This window comes from Rivularia sp. PCC 7116 (assembly GCF_000316665.1).
GTDB lineage: Bacteria > Cyanobacteriota > Cyanobacteriia > Cyanobacteriales > Nostocaceae > Rivularia.
Genome location: NC_019678.1, coordinates 8,325,341 through 8,346,915, shown reverse-complemented (window position 1 = coordinate 8,346,915; position 21,575 = coordinate 8,325,341). Strand labels below are relative to the sequence as shown.

Genomic DNA, 21,575 nt, shown 5'->3' with positions numbered 1-21,575 from the left:
CGGAGAAGAATCTAATTAATCCGTAAGGCTAATTTTTGAGAGACTAGATGTTTGCAAATGCAAGCAAATAAGAGTTTATCAGTTGATTCAAATGATTTATCTTTGAAAAAGTTAAAATCACCTGAATTTGAATGATTCAATGATTTTAGTGATGTGTAAAAAATAATACTGTTTTTTTAATAAAAACTTTAGCTTTGAGGCTAGGAAAACGGGAACATTGTTGGGTGAGGAGGGGGAGGAGGGGGGAGAATAATTTTTTATGTTTTCCATACATCCCTCAAAATTAATAAAAAGGAGTACTGGGAATGCAATTTATCGAGGCTCTGCTTCCAATTTTATTAAAATAAACCCGGTTTCGCGAACAGAAACCGGGTTTGTGAATTGGGGAATGAAAATTTTAACAGTGAAAAGCGCGATCGCTACTATGTATGATTTGGCTTATGAAGATTGTTCAATTCTGGAGCAACAGGAATTTTAGCACTTTTAATAGAGCGATTTTCTGTAAAACGTTCGATGAGTTCGGGCACATCTAAACCAGTAGTTTGACGTAGTTGCTCGATGAAAGATGCCATCTTGCTAGCATTGCTACCTTCACTAGCATCAATGATAGTTACCTTCTCAACTTCTAACTCGGGAATACTAGAAGCCATCGCTTTGAGCAGCACGTCAAATTTTTGTAATAAGAAGATTTCTTTGGCATTACTACCAGCATTTTGCCAAGATTCTGCTAACTTTTTAGTACCATCTGCTTGAGCTTTACCATCTTCAATGATACTCGCAGCATTACCCTTTGCTGTAGCGATCGCTCTTTTACATTCGGCTTCTGCTGGCGCTACGACATCGGCTATTAGTTGCTGTTCAACTTGTTTAATGCGTTCGTTTTGTACTGCGACTTCAGCTTGAGTTTTAACAACGTTTGCTCCAACTTCTGCTTCTACTTCAGCAACCATTGCTACTCTTTTAGTCACCGCATCTCGAACTCTTCTTTGTGCTTCGGCTTTTGCAACCTGTAAATCTCTTTCAGTACGCTTCAATGCTACAAGTTTTTCATTCTCGGAAGTGCAAATTTCTGATTTAGCTTTAGCTTGAGCTTCAGCAATCCGGGAATCCCGCAATAATTCAGCCCGCTGTTTTCGCCCCATAGCTTTTAGATATTTAGTATCGCTAGAAATTTGCTGGATTTGTAAACTATCCAAAACCAAACCCAATTTTTCTAAATCGTCTTCTGCTTCTTCTAACAAATTTTTAGCAAAAGCAATTTTATCTTCATTAACCTCTTCCGGGGTTAAACTAGCCAAAACACCCCGGAGATTTCCTTCTAAAGTTTCCTTAGCTAACTGTTCGATTTGCTGCTTACTTTTTCCTAACAATCTTTCAATAGCATTATGAATAGTAGGTTCTTCCCCAGCAATTTTAATATTGGCTACCCCTTGAACGTTCAAAGGAATACCGCCTTTACTAAAAGCATTAACAACCTCAAGCTCAATAATTATATTACCTAAATCCATCCGAAAAGTACGCTCAAATAAAGGAGTTTGAATACTGCTCCCACCTTTTACCAAACGATATCCAACTTCTCTGCCATCAGAAGTTTTATGATTACCGCCAGCAAATATAAGTACCTCACTAGGCTGACAGATATGATAAAAATAGCGAATAATCCAATAACCAGCAGTTGAACCGAAACCTAAAATTCCTAAAAATAAACCGATAAGTGGTAACATGATTTTCTCCAAATGAATAAAAATTGGTAATTGGTAATCGGGGATTGGGCATGGGGCATTGGGCATTGGGCATTGGGAATAAAGAATTAAAGGTTAAGAATTATCTTCCTCCCTCACTCCCTCACTCCCTCACTCCCTCTCCCCCTCACTTCTTCTTCCCCGAAAGAGTTCCTAATACATCAATTCCTAAAGTTTGATTGATGCTTTCAAGGTATTGATTGAGGATTTCTGGATAAACTTTGACTAAACTTGCTAAAGATTTACCGTCACCGCTATCTACTACATTGATTTTGTCTAAATACAGCCGCTTAGGAATTTCTACAGCTTCATTCAAGATAGTTTCTAACTGCTGAATCAAGAATAACTCCGAAACATCAGTATCTGTCTCTTGCCAAACTTGAGCGAGCATTTCGTTAACCATTGCTGCTGCTTTGGCATTTTCTGCAATGACTGCTGCTTCTCCTTTTGCTTTCAACTGCTTAGCTTGCTGTAGGGCTTTTGCGGGTAATACTTGATCTGCCTCTAAACGCAGACGTTCAAATTCTGCACGCAACTGTTGCAGTTTCTGCTCGAAGAAAGCCTGTTTTTCTCTAACTGTTGCGGTGGTAATTTCTTCTTCTGAGCGTGCTTGCTGTTCTAATTTAGCTTTGACTTCTCGGAGTTCGTTTTCTTTCTCTAAAATTGTAATGCGATTTTGAGTTTTAGCAACTTCCGCTTCTTGCTGACACTGCGATTCTATACTTTCTGCTTCCCTTAAAGCATTGGATTCGGCAATCTCTGCATCTCTAACAATCATTGCTATTCGCTTTCTTCCAATCGAACTTAAATAATCCACATCATCGGAAACGCTTTGAATTTTTAAAGTATCGATTTGCAATCCTAATTTCATCAAATCCCGACTAACATCAGAAGTAATACTTTCAGCAAATTGCAGTCTGTCTTCGTTTACCTGCTCCGGTGTTAAAGTTGCAACAACACCGCGTAAATTACCCTCAAGTGTTTCCCGAGCTACCCGTAAAATCTCTTTTCTATCGCTTTTCAAAAATCTTTCAATCGCATTACCGATTATGTTGGGATTGCTCGAAAGTTTCACATTAGCGATCGCTTGAATATTTAACGGCGTACCTCCTTTAGAATAAGCGTTTTTTACTTCTACCGGTACCGGCATAATAGTTACATCCATGCGTCGAATTTTCTCGACAATAGGAATGCGAATGGCTCTCCCACCGGATAACACCCGATATCCCACTTCCTGCCCGTCTTTTGTCTTCCATTTTCGTCCAGAAATAACCAGTACTTCATTAGGCTTGCAAACACACAGGCAAGAATGCAGAAACCAAGCCGCTAAAGCCGTACCAAATATTCCCGTCGCAATCAGTAAGCTAGTACCGAAAAGTCCACCGACATTGCTTTGCTCGATTACCACCGGGGGATTTACTTCAACTTGCGCGATTTGCAAGCTTTTAGTTTCTTGTTTTAAAACTGATTTAAACATTTTTGTAAATTAGTTGTTAGTTGTTAGTTTTTAGTGGTTAGTTGTTAGCTCTATGATTCGGAATTATTCAAAGAGTTTTCGCTAATTACCCATAATTGATTTTTCCTTACTTGTACTATAAAGACTCTATCTCCCGGCTGCAAAGTTTTAGAATCATCAGTACAGGCTACAAAATCAACTGTAGAGTTTTGTCCCGGCATATTAACTCGAATTTTTCCCTTACAATTCTTATCAAAAGGAATTTCAACCGTGCCATAAAGACCGACTAAATTGTTAGTAGAACGCATACTATCTACCTTTTGTCGGCGACGCTGGATAACTATCAGAAAAACGATAACAGCACCGCAACATATACCAATCGCAATCGCAATTAAAGCAACTACAAATAAATTTATCATTGTTCGTTTTTATCCAAAAAGACAGGCTATCGTCAATAGTTGCAGTTTAACTGTTATCTTCAAACTGCTTGCTGGTTAGTCTTATCCATTTTCTGGGTAATCTCACGGTTGAACCTACCTGAAACTATGCATAACCGCTAATATTTGAAGGCTACAATTTTACATCTGAAAATTTCGGAAAAAAACGAGATTGCTTACAAAAGTTAATAATTAGAGTAACGTTAGGGTTGCTAGAGACTTTTCACCTCTTTTCCCCTTACATTCAGTTTGGGATAAAAAATATGTCCAAAAAAGCTCTGCGCTCCTCTGCGTTCAAAAATATATAATTCCGATACAAACGGATATTTTAATTAACAGAATTATTAATTTTGTCGCCATCAAGAATTTCTGCTGCTTCTTTTAAAAGTTCTTGTTGTTCTAACTGAATTTCTTCTAATCTCGCAGAAATATCTTTTAATCTTTTCTGCTGCTTAGAAGAAATGATTTGATAAGGAGTATTATGATTTAACTGTAGTTCAGAATTATATGTAACAGTTTTCGTCTGTTTAACTTTATCTGTTGCAAAATTACTAAGCTTAACCAGCCATAACCAAAAAGATTTTATTAAAGCTCCCAATAATTTGAAAGGTATTTTTAGTATTGATAAACTAGCCTTTTCAATTAAACTACCAATGAACTTAACTAAATTCCATAAGATGGCTAAACTAAATACAAAAATAATCAAACTGATGATGGGATGATTTACCGCCCAATTTAAACAATTGAGAACTCTTAAAAATGCCGGATGTTGCTCAAACCAATCTGCTACGGAAGAAGTTACAACTGTTTGCACTGAGACTTGAGGTAAATTCTCCTGTAAAGAACCTTTAGTTTGCTCTATCGTATTATTAAATTTATTGATAGCATCTTCAGTATTTTGAGTTGCTGTTTGTTTCCAATTCTCGCTAACTTGTTGTGCTTTGTCGGTGAAATTATTTAAGTTTTGCGTCGCTGTCTCTTTGACTTTCTCTAAACGCTGAATCAAAGATTCCGATACGGTAATATCGAAACTATTTTTAATATCCATAATAATTTAAATAAATTCATTCAATAAATTATTTTATAAAGAGACGGAGCCTCTTGTAATAGGGAGCATCCCAATCTTTAATAAATACTTTATCCGTCACCCTAGAAGGGTGCGACTACAAAAACCAAGCCCACCTGCGTGGGCTTCGTAGTATTAGCCCCAGGCTTATAGCCTGCATTGGGATGTTCCCCTTGTAATATCATTGCAAGGCAAAGCCTTGTAACGAGATTTGTGTAAATTAATTCTGACTTTTAACCTCTAATTCATCTGCGCGAGAACTATTTCCCCAAAGTTTAGGTAACAACAATCCAGAATTAGCCTTATATTCTTCAAATTCTGGATAGCGAGATAAAGATTTATCTTTTTTAATCATATTAGGAATAAAAATTAATATTGTAAATAATCCCAATATTACAAATGGTAACCAATGCTGAACTAATAAAGCAAAGCCGAGGTAGATCAAAATTTCCCCTAAATAATTAGTATTGCGACAGCGAGCAAAAAATCCTTCTGTTATCAAGCCGGATTTGTATTTGAGCGTGTAGTACTTTTGAGCATCGCTACCGTAGTGAAGGAAAACCCCTAATATATTGATAGAAATTGCCCCGGCAATCAACGGTGGAGAAGGAATTGAACCGCTGCTAATCAAAATAAATGGTGCTACCCAATATAAAGAAACTAAGAAAAAGCTGAATATTCCGGTTATTAAAGGAACTTCTTGTTCCCACTGCTTATCTGGATAAATTCTATCTTTCAACAGCCATAATATGCCATAGGTTCCATGAAGCGCTAAATAAACCCAAGCACCAATAGTAAAATTTTGATAGATTATCATTAGTGCAAGAATAAATATAAATGTTGAGCCTTTATGCAGATTGATTGGGTATTTTAATTTCATGGCTTGTTTGATGTAAATTATAGCTAGCGAATACAGACATATAAGATTATCAGCTATAACTCAACTCTGGAGCTTTTTCTCCTACAACTTTAGGAACACCAGCCATTAATTCTAGCTTTTGTAAATTCAAAGTAAACAGTGGTTTATCTAAATTAAGAGAAGCAAAGGGACTATATTGAGGAATTTCTAATTTACCTTGGAGCAAAGCAACTTGAGTTTTAAAATTATTATCAAAAAATAGTAATTCCGAACCCAAACCACCAAAGCAACCAGCACTTAATTCTTGTTGCCACCAAGTAGAAAGATTTAAGAAACTTTTTTGATAGCTCAAACTGCATAATTCACGATTATTTTGACTAACGCTTACACTACCATTATTCCAAGAAAAATCAGCCATTTCTTTGGGTAATCCCCAAATTTCTCTACCTCCCGCCACTGAATCTAGATTATCAACGTAAATATGAGAAATCCAACCGCCAATTTTTCCTTGATAGCGCACTAAACCGGGAGCGGCTATCAATTCGTTGTATGTTAATAACGAGCCGCTTTCATAGCAGGATATGTATATACTTCCCAAAGTTTTTCCCGGTAACAGCGAAACTATTTCTAATTCCGAAGGAATAAACTTAGAAGCTTTGTCTATATCAACTAATTGCAAGGTTTGCACTGCATAACCTTTAAGATGCCAAGGTGCTGCTGGGTAAGTCATAAACTTTAGGTATTTATCTAAATATTACTGATTGTATTTTAGAAGCTTTAGCCTCAAGCTGAAAAATGTTTCATCTGAAGTTATTAAAACAGCAGACTTTTGATTTATATAGCTAAAAAATATTTCATTAAACTTAAAAATCTCTGATATTTTTTAATTTCTATTTTTAATAAATTATATTTCATCATTGTTTTGTATCAACAAATAGAATATTTCCTTATACTTCAAACATAAGTTTCTTGAGATACACGCGTTTTAGATAATACCAAGTAATAATAAATGTATTCATTTGTAGAGTGGTTTTCATAGGTAAGAGTACCAGCTATAAATCATAGGAGAAATACATGGATTTTAAGTTTCATACTCACAATATTCATTTATTTGCTTATTATCTCAGTGAAGAAAATGATAGTAATGGTGACTATCGAAAAGATTGGCTATGGAAAAAGTGTGATGAAATAGTTGCTAAAATCTTAAAGCCAGAAACTAAATTTCATATCAAGCAGCATTTAGATTTGGAGAATGAATCTGAGGAACCTTGGGCTAATTTAAATAAGTATTTTGCTAAAACGGATGATTATCATCCTATATACGTTCAACCTCATGGATATTTTACTAATAAAAAGGATGAAAAAATAGATCCATCGAGCAAAACTGCTGTCATTTATCCCGTAGAACTTTACGATAGTTATGGTCTTGGTTTACAAATCATTAGTCCAAAATATAATACTAAAATAGTAAATACTAGAGATATAGTATTAGTTAATCCTAATAATTGTCTGATATTAGACGTTAAAAAGCAAAACAATTATTTTCTCAGCCAAACTCTGTTAGTAACGATTAAATTAGAAAGGGGACAGCAGTTAAAGCATACAAGAAATAAAGGTAAACTGAAACAAATTGCAGATAATTATATTAATTCATTATTTTCTAATAATCTGAGAAAACCACAATTTAACCGTTCTGGAGAACTTTTTGGCTCTCCAGTATTTGAATACGGTATTATTCGAGCATATCAAAGTTACAATCATATTATCATTCAGTTTATCGAAGATGATAAGTCCGAAGAACAATTTGATAAATATTATCAGCAATTGTTAGATTTGTTCTTCTTTAGAGCAAAAATTATTCATGCTTACAAACAAATTAGGAAAATCGAAAAAGAGGCTAAAAAGAAATCAAGAGAAATACAGTCGGAAATTAAAGATACTCAAATCAGCCATGATGGTTCTTTGGATTTAGATAAAATACAGGAACTGCTAATCGAGCTACCGCAATTTTCCGTAGAACATGCCAAAAATTTACGTATAATCAAAGAGTATCAAAATATTATTGTAGATAATACGAGGAATTATACCGACAAAATTTATGAGATGATGAGTAACTTTTCTGGAGAAGATTTTTCATTTTTAGAGGTGTTTACAAACAGAACTTGTCATCCTTTTCAAGATAGAGTTAACGCTGCCGTTCAGTTTTTTCAACTCGATACAAATTTGATAAATAATGCAATTGACTCAATTAGAGGACAAGTTGCAATTGAGCAAGCAAGAAGAGAGCGTCATTTACAAACTACAATTACAAGTCTAGGTATTGGTATTGCGGTTGCAGGAAATCTGGCTTCTAGTTATGAAGCTGGTGTAACGGAAAAGCACAAACAAATTCCTTTTATTGAAAAACCAATCAAAATACCTTTTGATATTCCTCATTTCGCTACTTCGTTTACTGTAAGCATATTTTTTGGTTTTATTGCATGGCAAGCATTCTCACGTTTTTTTAGCTGGTGGTATAAAGAAGAACAGCTTACTAAGTCAAGGAAGGTTAAATTCAATTTATTTGGTTTTTTGCAAAGTCAGCAAAATCAATCAGAAAAAAATAATTAAAATCAGCAAAAATTAACAATAAACCGCCCCATCTCTATGTGTAAAAACTACAGATTTCCCATCATCTCCGGGCTTGGCAATTAAATCATTATCGGGATAATATGCAGTATCGTTCAGGGTGCGATCGCCGACTTCTAAATATACTGCATCTTGATTTGAGCGATTAACTAAATGATGCCCTGTCTTTTCATTTGCAGGAAACCCAGCAGCCATTCCCGGCGTTAAAATTTCTTCTCCTGCGTCGGTAATTAGAATCAAGCTACCTTCTAAAATATAAATAAATTCATCTTGATGGCTATGCCAGTGTCTTAATGCTGAAGCGCTTCCAGGTTTTAATTTGACAAGATTTACGCCAAAGTTATTTAAACCGGCAAAATTCCCCAAACGCTGACGAAATCTTCCCGCTACTATCGATTTGAATTCATCGGGATAGTTTGTACTATTTTGAACTGGTACTTCTTCAGGATTAATAATCATCAGTTGTTCACCCGGAGGGTGTGGATCATCAGTTATCAGTGAACAGTGAACAGTCAACAGTGAGCAGTGAACAATTACCAATTACCAATTACTAATTACCAATGCCCAATGCCCAATGCCCTATTCCCCATTCAAATAATAGTGCCATAAAATTCTAGCAGCTATTGCCCTCCAAGGTCGCCAGTTTTCGGCTATGATTTCTAATTCTTGGGGGGTGGGGCGTTTTTCAAGTTTTTTTAGCTTTTGATACGCCAAAATAACTCCTAAATCACCTTTAGGAAAAGCATCGGGGCGTTGTAAGGACATTAGTAAATAGATATCAATTGTCCAATCCCCAATTCCTTTGATGGGTTTGAGTTGGTTTCTGATGGTTTCTTCGTCAGCAACAGCTAATTTTTGTAAATCTAAATCATTGTTAATAATTGCGATCGCTAACTCTTTGATATAAGTTATTTTTTGACGGCTGACTCCACAGGCTTTTAATTGAGCATCTTCAAATTGCAGTAAATGCTCTGGTGTCAAGGGTGAGACGGTTGCCGATAAACGCTTCATGGTAGCTGCTGCGGAATTAACAGAAACCTGTTGCCCTAAAATTGTTCGCACCAACCCCGAAAAACCTGCATTCTCTTCCCATTTCGCCGGTTTTCCTAATTTATTCAGTATCTCTGCAAAATCTTTATCTCTGGTGGCAAGCTCTTTTAATCCCTGAGTAAAAGTTTCTTCGGTAAGCGGTTGTTCTAAATTCATCTGTTTTTGTTTCTTCTCATGTACTACAAAATGTTTCTAAAACGAATTATTAAGTAAATACCGAATCAAGTAGTATTTTTTTTGTTAAGCGAATACCATGAAAATCAAATCGTTTTTAAAGACAAACTTCATAATCAATATCTATCAGTGAACAAAATTATTAGAACTCTCGCGGCAACCTTAACTATCTCTCTAACCTTTAGCAGTACAGCACAAGCCAGAATAATTAATAGCATCAGCCCTCCTGGGGGTGCAGGTCAAGGGGATGTACTTTGTCCGCAGGTGCAAACCCCCGTGGATACTGCTTTTCCTAATAGCAATCAAAATCAAATTAATAACTTTCCCGGCTTATCCTGTACTCCTAAAACTTTCCAGGAAATAGCTCCCATAGACACCAAATTATTCGTTGAAGCTTCTGGTGGCACTACAGGATATTTACTGAGGGAAACAGTTGTAAATAGTACAAGTTCAGAATGGGGCGGATTTAACTTTCAAATCGGTTTTCAATCCGATGCTCCTTTTGGAGAAGATAACTTTGCATCACCTGCGGTAATTTCGGTTCCTCGTGGTTTTATAATCCCCACTTTCGATTCTGACACTACACCCACTTCGTCAAAGTTTTCCCAAGTTAAAGCTGATGGTTCTTTTAATTTAAACTGGTCTGGAGGAACTGTTGCACCTGGCGAAAGCGTTGATTTTCAGTTTGCCGTTAGCGTGCCGGATGATTTAGATAACAATGATTTCTATAATTCTTTTACAATTCGTCAGCTTCCCGTTGCTTCTGGGGTAAATCAAAGTCAATTGGTTCCCGAGCCAAGTACGATATTTGGTTTGCTGGGTTTCTTGGGTTTTGGTTTGATAAGGAAAAATAATTTTAGATGTTAGATTGAACCGGTTACTGGTTCCCAGGCAGAGCCTGATAACAAGCTTTCGGAGGCTCTGCCGACCGTTATGCAGTCGCCTTTAGATGACTTTGAATTAAAACTTGGGCTTTTACTAACATATATTTATCGCTCGCGACTTTCATGCAATATAAACCTCACCCCGCCCTGCGGGCACCCCTCTCCTTGTCAAGGGAGAGGGGAAACCTTACTACATATACCCCTCTACTTAATAAGGAGAGGGGCAGGGGTGAGGTTAAAAGACTAATTCCTAATGTCCTATTCCCTAATGGTTGTGTAAAAATTGCTTATTTTCCCGAACAATCTGTTTTAGAATGCAACAATTGCAACTTTGGGAATATTTTTTACCATAAATCATATGAAACGTCGAGAAATTATCAAGAAAGCAGCTATTGCAACCGCAACCACTGCGACTATTGCATCTTGTAGTCGTGGTGGTAATACAACTACGGCAGGTACGAGTTTACCAAAAGTCCGCTGGAGAATGGCAACCAGTTGGCCGGAGTCTTTAATAATATACACCGGCCCGGAAACCATTGCTAACCGTGTAAAGGAAATGACTGACGGACGCTTTACGATAACTCCTGCTGCTGCTGGTGAATTAACGGGTGCAACAGAAGTACTCGATGCAGTGCAAACTGGTTCGGTACAGTGCGGACATACAGCCAGCTATTTTTATATAGGTAAAAATCCGGCTTTAGCTTTTGCAACTTCCATACCTTTTGGTTTAACTCCACAGCAGCAAAATGCTTGGTTATATCATGGCGATGGGCAAAAGATGATTCAGGAAATCTACGATAAATTTAATATCGTTTATTTTCCTGCCGGTAACAGTGGAACTCAAATGGGAGGATGGTTTAAACGCGAAATTAAATCTTTAGCGGATTTGCGAGGATTAAAAATGCGGATTCCTGGATTGGGTGGCAAGGTAATGGCACGTTTAGGCGTTAACGTCCAAGTATTACCGGGAGGAGAAATTTATTTAGCTTTGGAAAGGGGTGCAATTGATGCTGCGGAATGGATTGGTCCTTATGATGATGAGAAACTGGGTTTAAATAAAGCGGCTCCCTTTTATTATTATCCTGGTTGGTGGGAACCGGGCTCAACTTTAGATGTTTTAGTAAACCGTGGTGCTTGGGAAAAACTACCCGAAGAATATAAACAAATTTTTAAAACTGCGGCTTATGAAGCAAATATGGATATGCTTGCTAGATATGAAGCGTTGAATGGTGAAGCATTAACTAAGTTAACTCAAAGCGGTACTAAGTTAGTTGCTTATAGTGATGAAATATTACAAGCAGCGCAGAAAGCCACTATTGAAGAATTAGAAGCTAGCGCTAGTAAAGATGCAACCTTTAAAAAAGTTTACGAACAGTGGAAAGGTTTTAGAGACAAGCTTTACAACTGGAATCGCGTTAATGAATTGAGTTTTGCTAATTTTGTGACTAAGGAATAGACTTGTCCAAAAATTTGCGAGCCAGAATCTACAAGGCTTGGCGAGTAATCCTTGCAGATTCTGGCTCAAGAAAAAATTTACAAAAAAGGCAAGAGGCAGAGGGCAGAAGGTAAGAAGTATTAATTAAAATGCGCGTTCTGAGTTTAATGAATTGGCTTGAGTCATGAATGATTTCTAATTTTTTAGTAATCACATCATGATACAAAGGTGGATGATATTTTTCTTGTCTGTTTTTGCACAAAATGTTCAAATATTGCTATATAAAATCTACAGGGCTATTTCATTCTTAATATAAATGCAACATGGTGGAATGCAGCGCAAATTACTTTAAATACAGCTACATTCGTGTCTGAAAGAGCAATTATAGAAGCCTTTAGTGGACTATAAAACCTTCGTCGTCGCGCCAGAAACCTCATACCCTAGCACTATCTAACTTAGCAAGAGTTGCAGGAAATAAAGAATTATTACTAATTGGAGATTAAATTTCAAGCTATCGCTATAAGTTAGTTTTTAAACAAAGATTTGATTATTTTTAGAAGAGAAAATAAAAATAGTAAAAAATAATTACAAAATGTATATTTATCCTAATCTTTTGTTATTGTTTCTAAAATTTGCAACAGCAAAGTCTCTAGATTCTGTGTCCCTTCTTGACGAATACCAATAAAGAAAGTGGGAGTCCGTTCGACTCCATGTTCCATACCACTATCTATGTCTTGCTGGATTCTATCCTGATGAAGTCGTTCATTTAACTCTCTTAATATTCTTGGAATATCCAATTTTAGTCTGTCTGCATATTCTATTAAATTAACATCTTCTAATGCCTGTTGATTTTCAAACAGTAAAGAGTGCATTTGCCAAAATCTACCTTGTGCTGCTGCTTCTGCGGTTTCTGCTGCTTTTAGAGATTGTGAATGAATTTCAGGTTGAGGAAAGTGCCGAAACACAAAACAAAAGCGATCGCCTAATTGCTGTTTTAGTTTTTCAATTGTAGAGTGCGCTTTGCCTGAAGATGAACATTGGTAGTCTCCATATTCCATTAAAACCAACGCTGTAGTTTTTACTCCTTTAATATGGTCATTTTTGCGTAAAGGTGGAATTTTCGTAGAATTGATTTGGATCATGGACAAAGTAATGGAATTTCAGTTGAATTAAAAACAGGTCAAAGTCTTAAATTAGTCCTATTGCTGGCTTATTTATGCTACGGATATTCAAGCCATAATTGCGTCTAAAAAAAGTTATGAATAATGAGTTAACTAAAGATAAGTGTTATTCCTCAACTTTTGGCTAGGTAAGATGAGTAGTCAGTAGTCATAGAGAATGGTTTATTTTATTAGTTTTAATGTGTGAGTTTTAGTTCTATTTATCTAACATCTTGCACCCCAAGCTCAACAAGCGCCTTGGAATCAATTCCCAGGCTCACAAACAAAGTCTGATAAATCAGACTGGGCAAGGTTTATAGTGCGTTTTAACCTACTTTGTATATTAGCCTCGGATTTTGATTTCTCTGCGTTCACGCGGCTAGGGTCGCTACCGTAGGTATTGCGTGCGGGCTAGAAAGCCTCCGGCTTACAAGGCGGGTATTCGGACTTAACGATAATGGTGCAAGATGTGAAATTTATAGGACTTATGCTATTAGACTAGTACTCGAACAAGCCTACATTGCCGGGTAAGGGCAGGCAGGGGGAGCAGGGGAAGCGGAGGGAGCAGGGGGAGAAAAAACTTTTTATTTCCACGCTAAACCCAGCAAAGTTCGCTTGGCGAACCACTAGTACTCGAACAAGCCTACATTGCCGGGTGAGAAAAAGAAGTAGCGCGGAGCCGGAGATGCTCCGCCATATCGAGTAGCGAAAAAATTACCGGTGCAAAGTTGACTTGCTTGACTACTGTAGTTTGCAACCTTAGTCGGGTAATTAATGTGCTAAAAGTTAAAGTCCTGCTTTAATAATTGATTGTATTTTATTCTGTCTAGGACTGTAAGTCCCAGCCTAATAGCTAAAGTCCTATAAATAGGACTGGGGAAGAAGCTATAAAAATTAATAGGACACAGTATAAAAAAATGTAAGCTACGCTTAAACCCTTATTCCCACTGCCGACTGCTTACTACCTTGCCCTAATTACAATTTTCAACGCCAACCTACTTAATTCGGCTTTTTCTACCTCTTCGATATTAGATAAGAGTGTTATACCAATTCTGTATGAGGCTGCGCTTAATCGCCCTCAGCCTGGAAGGCTGGGGCTACTGAAACTAAGCCCGCCTACGCGGGCTAAATTAGGCGCATCTTTATAAAGAAATGGTATTAGTATTTATTTAGTCGGCTAAGTACTAAAGTTCGATGTCTAATCAAAACGTACTTTTTTCCACTACCTATCTAATGGTACGAGTTGCCAAAGCCCACCGCGCTCTGGTGAGTTCTGCTTTGACAGATATGAACCTTCATATTGGACAGGAAAGGTTATTGATGGAGTTATGGCAAGAAGATGGTTTAACCCAAACCCAACTCGCAGAGCGTCTGTGTATCGAACCACCTACTCTTACGAAAATGCTCAGTAGGTTGGAAAAGACAAAGTTACTAGAAAAACGTAGAGATGTTGAAGATGCAAGAATCTGTCGTATTTTCTTGACTGAAAAGGGGTATTCTTTTCAACAACCTGTCACCGAACTCTGGCTTAGTTTAGAAGAAACAATACTTGCTAATCTATCTTTAGAAGAACGGTTGCTTTTTCGTCGTTTATTAATGCAAATTTTCGATAATTTAGAATCGGCAAAACAATCTTAATCGCGATTAAAAAAGTTTGCTGTCTTCTCGATCCAAATCAATTAATTATTTTATCAATCGTAATATACTCAGAAACAGTCTTAATCCAAGAAAAAAATTGCATAAATAAGTATTAAACCCTGACTTACTCGTCTATTGAGGGCAACTTTAGTCAGTTTCTAGCTCAACTAAATTATTTTTTTTGCTTATTTACTTAGCCGACTAAATAAAACAAAAGACTGAACTACCAATAACATGGAGGAAATTTAATGGATTTGACTGCTATTGATAGCCTTCCCGAAACATTGCGAAACAGGATTACAATTCAAAGTTTAGCTCCTGGAGAAACTTTGTTCGCACAGGAAGACGAAGCATTAAATTTATATGTAGTCATATCAGGTAGAATCAAACTCGTTCGCTATATCAATGGAGGTCAGGTGAGTACTTTTGAGATAGTAAGGGCTTCAGAAAGCTTGGCAGAAGTTGCTTTGTTTGCCGAAATCTACCCTTGTACTGCGGTTGCCGAGATTGACTCGCAAGTTATTGCTTATCCCAAAGAAGAATTTTTAAATGTTTTACGAGCATATCCTGAAATGGCGCAAGATTTTATGGCTATGTTAGTCAGAAAAATTCAGTCTTTGAAGTTTCGTTTAGAACTAAGAGACATTCGTATTGCTCATGAAAGAGTGTTACATTATTTGCGTCATTTAGTAAACTTTCCCCAGGAAACGACTATAATTACGGAAAATTACACCTACTTCTTTAATCAAAGTATCGTTCATCAATAAAAAGTTATTATCAATTTCTAGCTGATATTCTTCTATTGAATCACCTATGGCACTTGCCAAAAAACTAGGACTAAGATAAAAAAGCGTTAATTCTGCCGTTTGTTGCCATTCAAGAGCGTGAGATTGATTGGATGTAACTAACAAAACTTGACCTGGTTTTATTTGCCGAACGTATTTTTTACCATTAGGAGATTGTAACTTCATCCAAGCTAGAGCATTGCTTTGTGGTAGGGTTATCTGTATTTCTTCATGACTATGTTCGTACCAGTGAGTAGACTGCTCTAGAGAACTATAAAAACTAAAGCCATCGAATTCATAGACTGTATTGCTTAACTTCTGAGTTTGACACACCTTTATTTATCTGAAATACGACTAGGAATATATTAGATAAAAAACAATTTTTATTCGTCTAGGAAAGGGTAAGATTTAAACCATTTATTTTGATTGGGCATAAACCTAGTCTAAAGTTGAGCAAAGCCTACTCCAAGCGTGCTAAACCACGCTTGAAACAAGTCCCATCCACTACTTTTATCCAATAGCAGCAAACATTGTAATAGTGTTAATATGTCGAACATGGGCTATTGATAGCAATTAAGTTGTAGTTGTGGAAGACAATAACTTTACTACATCAGCCCTCTCTTTTGATACTCTTTTTTTTTGGCGAAGATATTGTTGGGTAGCACATTATTATAAAGGAAAATTAAGAATGGCTGACTCGTCTACACTTACTCCACAAGAAGCCCGATCTATTGCGAAAGATGCATTCATTTACGCGTATCCGATGGTGGACAGCTATCGGATTCTTTTTGCCTACTTTCTTTGGCCCAAGAATGACGAATACAAGGGACCCTTGAATGAATTACTTGGCGAAGCACGGCTGTTCACGCCATCGGACACAGCAGTTCAGACACCGAACGCGGATACACCTTACTGTGTGGTTGGCGCAGATCTACGCGATGAACCTTTAGTTTTGACGATCCCACTTATAGATCCTGAACGATACTACTCTATCCAACTCATCGATGCTTACACTCACAATTTTGAATACGTTGGCACTCGGACAACAGGCAATGGCGGAGGCAAGTACTTGCTGGCTGGCCCTGACTGGACGGGGCAGATACCTGCTGAAATCATCGCAGTTATCCGTAGCGAAACCAGTCTTGCGCTAGCATTGTACCGCACCCAGCTTTTCGACTCAGATGACTTAGAGAAGGTTGAAGACATCATTGAGAACGGTTACAAGGTGCAGCCGCTGAGTCAGTTTACCAATACGCATCCGCCAGCAGAAATGCGAGCGGTGAAATACCCGATTCCCGTAAGAATGAACGAGGGCGAAACTTCACTTAGAGTATTCAGGCTGCTGAACTTCCTGCTTACGACGTTTTGTTCAACACACGAATCGGAAGCGACATTAATGGCTCGCTTCGCAAAACTAAACATCGGACCTGGTCTGACCTTTGACTCGGCAAAACTCTCGGGGGAATTGAAACTGGCCGTCAAGCAAGGTGTAAAGGACGGTTGGGATGCTTATCTGGAGCTGAAGAAGAACAAACTTGTCACTCGAGAAGTCACCGCCGCCGACCTATTCGGCACACGCGAGCACTTGACGGAAACAGGTAACATTTACCTGTACCGAATGGCTGGCGCGATTCTTGGCATTTGGGGCAATTCCATTGAAGAGGCTATGTATCCTTCCTACTATGACGATACAGACGGCAACGAATTAAATGCATCAGGCGACGTCTGTTATACGCTACGCTTCGAGCCAGGTGGATTGCCACCGGCTGACGCTTTCTGGTCGGCAACGATGTACAATCTCCCCGAGCAGCTTCTCGTGAAGAACGAAATCGAGCGCTATCTTATTAATTCAACGATGTTGGACAACAACGAACTCGTTCTCGACGAAGATGAGGGACTGACGCTTTATATCCAGCACGCTCAACCAACTGAAGAAAAAAAGAGGAAGAACTGGCTCCCTGCACCGGATAAGGGCTTCTTCATATCCTTGCGGCTTTATTTGCCACAACAAGAGGCGATTAATGGCACATGGCAACAGCCACCACTAAAGCGAGTAAACCCCGCAACTCCGCACTGCACTGGGGCGTGAGTATCATTAGAACAGAAAACTGAGTTAAGCTGAAAAGCTTTTTTTATATCTTCATAATTGAATGCCAAATTTAGTATAAATGTTCGCATTGAAAGGGCTGCCCCTAAATCCCCCATTTAGGGGGGACTTTCAATTATCTTGTTCCCCCACAATTGGGGGTTAGGGGCAATTCATACTTTTAATCAGCAACACCTATTTTTGTCCGCCTACTTAAGGGTTAACTTAGAAATCAGAACCAGCCAAGAAATTCTGTTCTACTTCACCAGCGTCAAAAGCTTGATTGTATACTGCGAATAAATCTAAGCTTCCCAACCAAGGGCGATCGCCGCTAAATTCGTTACCGATACCAAGACGATAATCATCATCCCAGTTGGATAAATCGCCTCTAATGTTTTCGCTAGCTACTAGCTGATTATCAATGTAGAGGGCAGCATCCCCATCTGCTTCACGGGTGTAAACAACGTGAGTCAGTTCGGTATTTAACAATCCTCCCGAAGAAGAAACTGTTCTCCCAACTCCATTGTTGCCGGTGTTGGTAGTACGCAAACGCACGTTATAATCATCTCCGGCTTGCCCTAATGTAAAGTTACGGTTGCTGACATTACTTGATAGGGTAGCAATTCTAGCAGGACCATTTTGACTTCTGTTTTCTGGAGTTACCCAAGCTTCTAAAGTAATTTCTTGAGTGGCTTTTATACCATCAATTAATTTAGTTGCTGTTCCATTGGAAGCAATTAAGTTAGGAGAATTTATAGTTAGTTCTCCATCTCCCCAACTAACTCCGGTTACATTATCTATTTCTAAGTTTAAAGCTGTGCCAACTCCCGACACGTCGAAAACTGTGTCACCCCTACCTTCGTTAAAGTTATAAAGAGCTAATAATCCAGCATCTACTCTTTCACTAGAATTATTAGAACCTGCTTCGGTAACATTTATGTTTACTTGTGCTGTTTGGTTAACTCCACTGCCGTCGTTTATGGAGTAAGTAAAATTATCTTCCCCAGTAAAACCAGCTTCTGGAGTGTATATAATTTCATTGCCAATAATTTCTGTTGTGCCGTTGTTACCAGCAGCAACCGAAACAACAGTTAAATTATCTCCATCTACGTCGCTGTCATTTGCTAAGACATTTATGCTTACTTGAGTATCTTCACTGGTAGTAGCGGTATCATTTTCAGCAATTGGCTGGTCGTTCACTGGAGCTACATTAACGGTAACTGTAGCAGTTTCGATTCCCCCATTGCCATCGCTAATTTCGTAGCTGAAACTATCTACTCCATTAAAATTAGCTGCGGGAGTATAAACAATTTCATTGCTAACAATTGTTGTAGTGCCATTATTTGCAGAAGCAACCGAGACAATATTTAAGTCATCTCCGTCGGCATCGCTGTCATTTTCTAAAACATTTATGCTTACGGCTGTATCTTCGTTGGTAGTAGCACTGTCATTGGCAACAACGGGAATATTATTTGTTGGGTTGTTATCTGGGGGAGGAGTCTGAGGAGATGCGGAATCTTCGGCACCAGCCAAGAAATTTTGTTCTACTTCACCAGCGTCAAAGGCTTGATTGTATACTGCAAATAAATCTAAACTTCCCAACCAAGGGCGATCGCCAGTAAGTTCGTTACCCAGGGCAAAGCTGTAACTGTCATTCCAGTTGGATAAATTCCCGCCAATATTTTCGCTTGCTACTAACTGATTATTAATGTAGAGGGCAGCGTCTCCGTCAGCTTCGCGGGTGTAAATAACGTGAGTAAGTTCGGTACTTAATAATCCTCCATTAGAAGAAACTGTTCTCCCAACTCCGTTATTACCGGTGCTAGTAGTACGCAAACGGACGTTATAATCATCACCGGCTTGCCCGAAGGTAAAGTTACGGTTAGAGACATTGCTTGATAGGGTAGCAATTCTAGCGGGACCATTTTGACTTCTGTTTTCAGGAGTTACCCAAGCTTCTAAAGTAATTTCTTGAGTGGCAGTAATACCGTCGATCAATTTATCCGCCGTACCATTAGAGGCAATTAAATTAGGGGCATTTATATTAAGTACTCCATTTCCCCAACTTGTGCGGCTGACATTATCGATTTGTAAATTTAAAGCTGTGCCGACTCCAGATACGTCGAAAACTGTATCACCGCTTCCTTCATCAAAGTTGTAAAGAGCGAGCAATCCAGCATCTACTCTAGTGCTAGGGTTGGTAGGATTTGTAGGGTTTGTAGGATTGACTGCGGCAACAGTTACGTTGACTTGTGCTGTTTGATTAACTCCGCTGCCGTCATTGATAGAGTAAGTAAAACTATCTTCTCCACTAAAGCCAGATGCAGGAGTGTAGACAACTTCATTACCAACAATTGCTGTAGTTCCATTATTAGCAGCAGCAACCGAGGCAATAGTTAAATTATCTCCATCGATATCGCCGTCATTTGCCAAAACATCTATGCTTACTTCTGTATCTTGATTTGTAGTCGCAGCATCATTTTGAGCCAATGGTTGGTCATTTACTGGAGCAACATTAACCGTAACCGTAGCGGTTTGAGTTTCTCCATTTCCATCTTCTACTTGATAATTAAAACTATCTACTCCATTAAAATTAGCTGCGGGAGTGTAAACAATTTCATTATCAACAATTGCCGTAGTTCCATTATTCGGCGAACTTACCGATGCAATATTTAAATTATCTCCGTCTGCATCGCTGTCATTTGCCAAGACATTTATGCTTACCGCTGTATCTTCATTGGTAGAAGCACTATCATTAGCAGCTAGGGGAATATTATTGACATTGTTAACAGTAACGTTAACTGTTGCAGTATCCGTACCTCCATTACCATCGTCTACTTGATAGGTAAAAGTATCGACTCCGGTGAAATCTGCATCGGGAGTGTAAAAAAATTCGTTTTGAACAATATTAAGAGAGCCATTTCCTGGTTGAGCATTAATACTAACCGCCAGACTATCTCCATCGCTATCGCTGTCGTTTGCTAAAACTCTGAGGAGATTATCGCTAGTATTTTCGTTGATAGTAAAAGCGTCATTGACTGCATTGGGGGAATTATTAGTAGGGAGAGGAGGTGAAGAATCCCCATCATCAGGGTTGATACCTACAGAATCAAAATAGTTTTTTAAAGCATCAAACCATTTTTGAGCCATCTTGGCTTCACCACTAGGATCGGGATGAACCCCGTCATAAGTGTCTGTATTCGCATTAAACCCTGAATTTTGATCTACTAGAATCACAGGGGAATTAGCTTGATTTTTATCTGCAACTATTCCGGGAATGAGGCTATTTAATTGCTGTATTCGATTGTTGAAACCGCCATTCACCGCAGGAATCAATTGACTGAGGAAAATAGTCACATTCGGATTATCTTGGCGGAGGATATCTATAACTTGTTTGAGTTCCTCCACAGAGCTAACCGCAGAATTGCTTTGAATTGCATCATTACTACCAAGATGAATTAAAGCCACATCTGGTGTATAACCAGTTAACCAATCAGATAGGTTATCTCCACCTCTACCATTTATAATTTCATCTATTCGCCATCCCCAATGACCTTCATGATCTGGATCGAAGCTTCTATCTTCAAAATTACCACCATCTTTGTTTCTATTTTCAGAACCTACAAAATCAACATTATATCCAGCTTCGTTTAGTAGTTCCCATAGTTCTTTTCTGTAGGAATTGTATCCATTCTCCGCTTGAGTAATGGAATCTCCTATTGTCACAATTTTGAGAGCGTTTTGATTCATGTTTTTACAGATAAAAAATAGTAGGTTGATGCAGTAACGGGAAAATGGCGATCGCTACTTAGTTCAAGATATGAAAGAAACATATTTTTAGAAAATCTTAAATCCTTACTGGATAAAGGTTATAAAAAGTGTTTCTTGAAATTAATGATTTCCCCAATAGAAATTTTTCAGCCCTCGCTACCGATTAAAAAAACATAATCGGCTAAAATGACAGATAAAAATATTACTAGATGCAGGCGATGACATCAGTGATTATAACAAGATGAAATCACTGATTTTATGGCTATTTTGTGAAGATTTTGTATGATTTTTGTTTATATATACCTAAAATAAAGCTGTTTGATTTTTCTATGAATATAGAATAAATAGTGGGTAAATTAAAATTTGATTAGGCGTTGCCGATCAAAAGTATGATTTGCCTTACA

Annotated in this window: 17 protein-coding genes; 6 read left to right on the top strand and 11 right to left on the bottom strand. The window is 37.9% G+C overall.

What is annotated here, in order from left to right; genetic code table 11:
- Window positions 1–422 precede the first annotated feature (422 nt).
- The 6 genes from RIV7116_RS31925 to RIV7116_RS31900 form a co-directional block, all read right to left on the bottom strand.
- The gene (locus RIV7116_RS31925) at window positions 423–1,790 is read right to left on the bottom strand and encodes a flotillin family protein (protein WP_232435747.1); all 1,368 of its coding nucleotides are present in this window, start codon (window positions 1,788–1,790) and stop codon (window positions 423–425) included.
- A gap of 79 nt (window positions 1,791–1,869) precedes the next feature.
- Window positions 1,870–3,219, bottom strand: coding sequence for a flotillin family protein (locus RIV7116_RS31920; protein ID WP_015122480.1), 1,350 nt, complete (start codon window positions 3,217–3,219; stop codon window positions 1,870–1,872).
- A 50-nt stretch (window positions 3,220–3,269) separates the two neighbouring features.
- Window positions 3,270–3,617 (bottom strand): NfeD family protein, encoded by a 348-nt coding sequence (locus RIV7116_RS31915; RefSeq protein ID WP_015122479.1) that lies wholly within the window; start codon window positions 3,615–3,617, stop codon window positions 3,270–3,272.
- A gap of 346 nt (window positions 3,618–3,963) precedes the next feature.
- Window positions 3,964–4,683 (bottom strand): hypothetical protein, encoded by a 720-nt coding sequence (locus RIV7116_RS31910; protein WP_015122478.1) that lies wholly within the window; start codon window positions 4,681–4,683, stop codon window positions 3,964–3,966.
- A 238-nt stretch (window positions 4,684–4,921) separates the two neighbouring features.
- A complete protein-coding gene (locus tag RIV7116_RS31905; protein WP_015122477.1) occupies window positions 4,922–5,581 on the bottom strand; it encodes an isoprenylcysteine carboxylmethyltransferase family protein in 660 nt (219 codons plus the stop codon).
- A gap of 49 nt (window positions 5,582–5,630) precedes the next feature.
- Window positions 5,631–6,290, bottom strand: a complete 660-nt coding sequence (locus RIV7116_RS31900; protein WP_015122476.1) for an acetoacetate decarboxylase family protein — start codon at window positions 6,288–6,290, stop codon at window positions 5,631–5,633.
- A gap of 344 nt (window positions 6,291–6,634) precedes the next feature.
- Here RIV7116_RS31900 and RIV7116_RS31895 point away from each other — a divergent pair, with 344 nt between their 5' ends.
- A complete protein-coding gene (locus tag RIV7116_RS31895) occupies window positions 6,635–8,170 on the top strand; it encodes a hypothetical protein (RefSeq protein WP_015122475.1) in 1,536 nt (511 codons plus the stop codon).
- A gap of 12 nt (window positions 8,171–8,182) precedes the next feature.
- Here the strand turns inward: RIV7116_RS31895 and RIV7116_RS31890 are convergent, their stop codons facing one another.
- Together RIV7116_RS31890 and RIV7116_RS31885 are read right to left on the bottom strand one after the other, a co-directional pair.
- Window positions 8,183–8,647 carry a cupin domain-containing protein gene (locus RIV7116_RS31890; RefSeq protein ID WP_015122474.1) on the bottom strand — a complete coding sequence of 155 codons (465 nt, stop codon included), beginning with the start codon at window positions 8,645–8,647 and terminating at the stop codon, window positions 8,183–8,185.
- Window positions 8,648–8,767: 120 nt separating this feature from the next.
- Window positions 8,768–9,394: a DNA-3-methyladenine glycosylase gene (locus RIV7116_RS31885; protein WP_015122473.1), complete on the bottom strand. Its 627-nt coding sequence runs from the start codon at window positions 9,392–9,394 to the stop codon at window positions 8,768–8,770.
- A 147-nt stretch (window positions 9,395–9,541) separates the two neighbouring features.
- Between RIV7116_RS31885 and RIV7116_RS31880 the strand changes: the two genes are divergently transcribed.
- Window positions 9,542–10,279, top strand: a complete 738-nt coding sequence (locus tag RIV7116_RS31880; protein ID WP_015122472.1) for a PEP-CTERM sorting domain-containing protein — start codon at window positions 9,542–9,544, stop codon at window positions 10,277–10,279.
- 375 nt (window positions 10,280–10,654) lie between these two features.
- Window positions 10,655–11,752 (top strand): TRAP transporter substrate-binding protein DctP, encoded by a 1,098-nt coding sequence (dctP, locus tag RIV7116_RS31875; protein ID WP_015122471.1) that lies wholly within the window; start codon window positions 10,655–10,657, stop codon window positions 11,750–11,752.
- A 584-nt stretch (window positions 11,753–12,336) separates the two neighbouring features.
- On the opposite strand, the gene RIV7116_RS31870 is transcribed toward dctP, so the two are convergent.
- Window positions 12,337–12,873 carry a thioredoxin domain-containing protein gene (locus tag RIV7116_RS31870; protein WP_015122470.1) on the bottom strand — a complete coding sequence of 179 codons (537 nt, stop codon included), beginning with the start codon at window positions 12,871–12,873 and terminating at the stop codon, window positions 12,337–12,339.
- Between the two features lie 1,212 nt (window positions 12,874–14,085).
- On the opposite strand from RIV7116_RS31870, the gene RIV7116_RS31865 reads away from it, so the two are divergent.
- Entirely contained in the window at window positions 14,086–14,529 is a 444-nt protein-coding gene (locus RIV7116_RS31865; protein WP_015122469.1) for a MarR family winged helix-turn-helix transcriptional regulator, read from the top strand.
- Between the two features lie 248 nt (window positions 14,530–14,777).
- Window positions 14,778–15,296, top strand: a complete 519-nt coding sequence (locus tag RIV7116_RS31860) for a Crp/Fnr family transcriptional regulator (RefSeq protein WP_015122468.1) — start codon at window positions 14,778–14,780, stop codon at window positions 15,294–15,296.
- On the opposite strand, the gene RIV7116_RS35410 is transcribed toward RIV7116_RS31860, so the two are convergent.
- Entirely contained in the window at window positions 15,216–15,647 is a 432-nt protein-coding gene (locus tag RIV7116_RS35410) for a hypothetical protein (RefSeq protein ID WP_015122467.1), read from the bottom strand. The two genes, RIV7116_RS31860 and RIV7116_RS35410, sit on opposite strands and share 81 nt — an antisense overlap.
- Before the next feature lie 355 nt (window positions 15,648–16,002).
- Between RIV7116_RS35410 and RIV7116_RS31850 the strand changes: the two genes are divergently transcribed.
- Window positions 16,003–17,403 carry a DUF1254 domain-containing protein gene (locus RIV7116_RS31850; RefSeq protein ID WP_015122466.1) on the top strand — a complete coding sequence of 467 codons (1,401 nt, stop codon included), beginning with the start codon at window positions 16,003–16,005 and terminating at the stop codon, window positions 17,401–17,403.
- Window positions 17,404–17,625: 222 nt separating this feature from the next.
- Here the strand turns inward: RIV7116_RS31850 and RIV7116_RS31845 are convergent, their stop codons facing one another.
- The gene (locus RIV7116_RS31845) at window positions 17,626–21,150 is read right to left on the bottom strand and encodes an Ig-like domain-containing protein (RefSeq protein WP_015122465.1); all 3,525 of its coding nucleotides are present in this window, start codon (window positions 21,148–21,150) and stop codon (window positions 17,626–17,628) included.
- Between the last annotated feature and the right edge of the window lie 425 nt (window positions 21,151–21,575).

Bases quoted from the DNA above. Each gene is read 5' to 3' on its own strand.
- RIV7116_RS31870 (WP_015122470.1), bottom strand. From the start codon at position 12,873: ATGATCCAAATCAATTCTACGAAAATTCCACCTTTACGCAAAAATGAC.
- RIV7116_RS31905 (WP_015122477.1), bottom strand. From the start codon at position 5,581: ATGAAATTAAAATACCCAATCAATCTGCATAAAGGCTCAACATTTATA.
- RIV7116_RS31915 (WP_015122479.1), bottom strand. From the start codon at position 3,617: ATGATAAATTTATTTGTAGTTGCTTTAATTGCGATTGCGATTGGTATA.
- RIV7116_RS31895 (WP_015122475.1), top strand. From the start codon at position 6,635: ATGGATTTTAAGTTTCATACTCACAATATTCATTTATTTGCTTATTAT.
- RIV7116_RS31860 (WP_015122468.1), top strand. From the start codon at position 14,778: ATGGATTTGACTGCTATTGATAGCCTTCCCGAAACATTGCGAAACAGG.
- RIV7116_RS31845 (WP_015122465.1), bottom strand. From the start codon at position 21,150: ATGAATCAAAACGCTCTCAAAATTGTGACAATAGGAGATTCCATTACT.
- RIV7116_RS31850 (WP_015122466.1), top strand. From the start codon at position 16,003: ATGGCTGACTCGTCTACACTTACTCCACAAGAAGCCCGATCTATTGCG.
- RIV7116_RS31920 (WP_015122480.1), bottom strand. From the start codon at position 3,219: ATGTTTAAATCAGTTTTAAAACAAGAAACTAAAAGCTTGCAAATCGCG.
- RIV7116_RS31910 (WP_015122478.1), bottom strand. From the start codon at position 4,683: ATGGATATTAAAAATAGTTTCGATATTACCGTATCGGAATCTTTGATT.
- RIV7116_RS31885 (WP_015122473.1), bottom strand. From the start codon at position 9,394: ATGAATTTAGAACAACCGCTTACCGAAGAAACTTTTACTCAGGGATTA.
- RIV7116_RS31890 (WP_015122474.1), bottom strand. From the start codon at position 8,647: ATGATTATTAATCCTGAAGAAGTACCAGTTCAAAATAGTACAAACTAT.
- RIV7116_RS31865 (WP_015122469.1), top strand. From the start codon at position 14,086: ATGTCTAATCAAAACGTACTTTTTTCCACTACCTATCTAATGGTACGA.
- RIV7116_RS31900 (WP_015122476.1), bottom strand. From the start codon at position 6,290: ATGACTTACCCAGCAGCACCTTGGCATCTTAAAGGTTATGCAGTGCAA.
- RIV7116_RS31925 (WP_232435747.1), bottom strand. From the start codon at position 1,790: ATGCCCAATGCCCCATGCCCAATCCCCGATTACCAATTACCAATTTTT.
- dctP (WP_015122471.1), top strand. From the start codon at position 10,655: ATGAAACGTCGAGAAATTATCAAGAAAGCAGCTATTGCAACCGCAACC.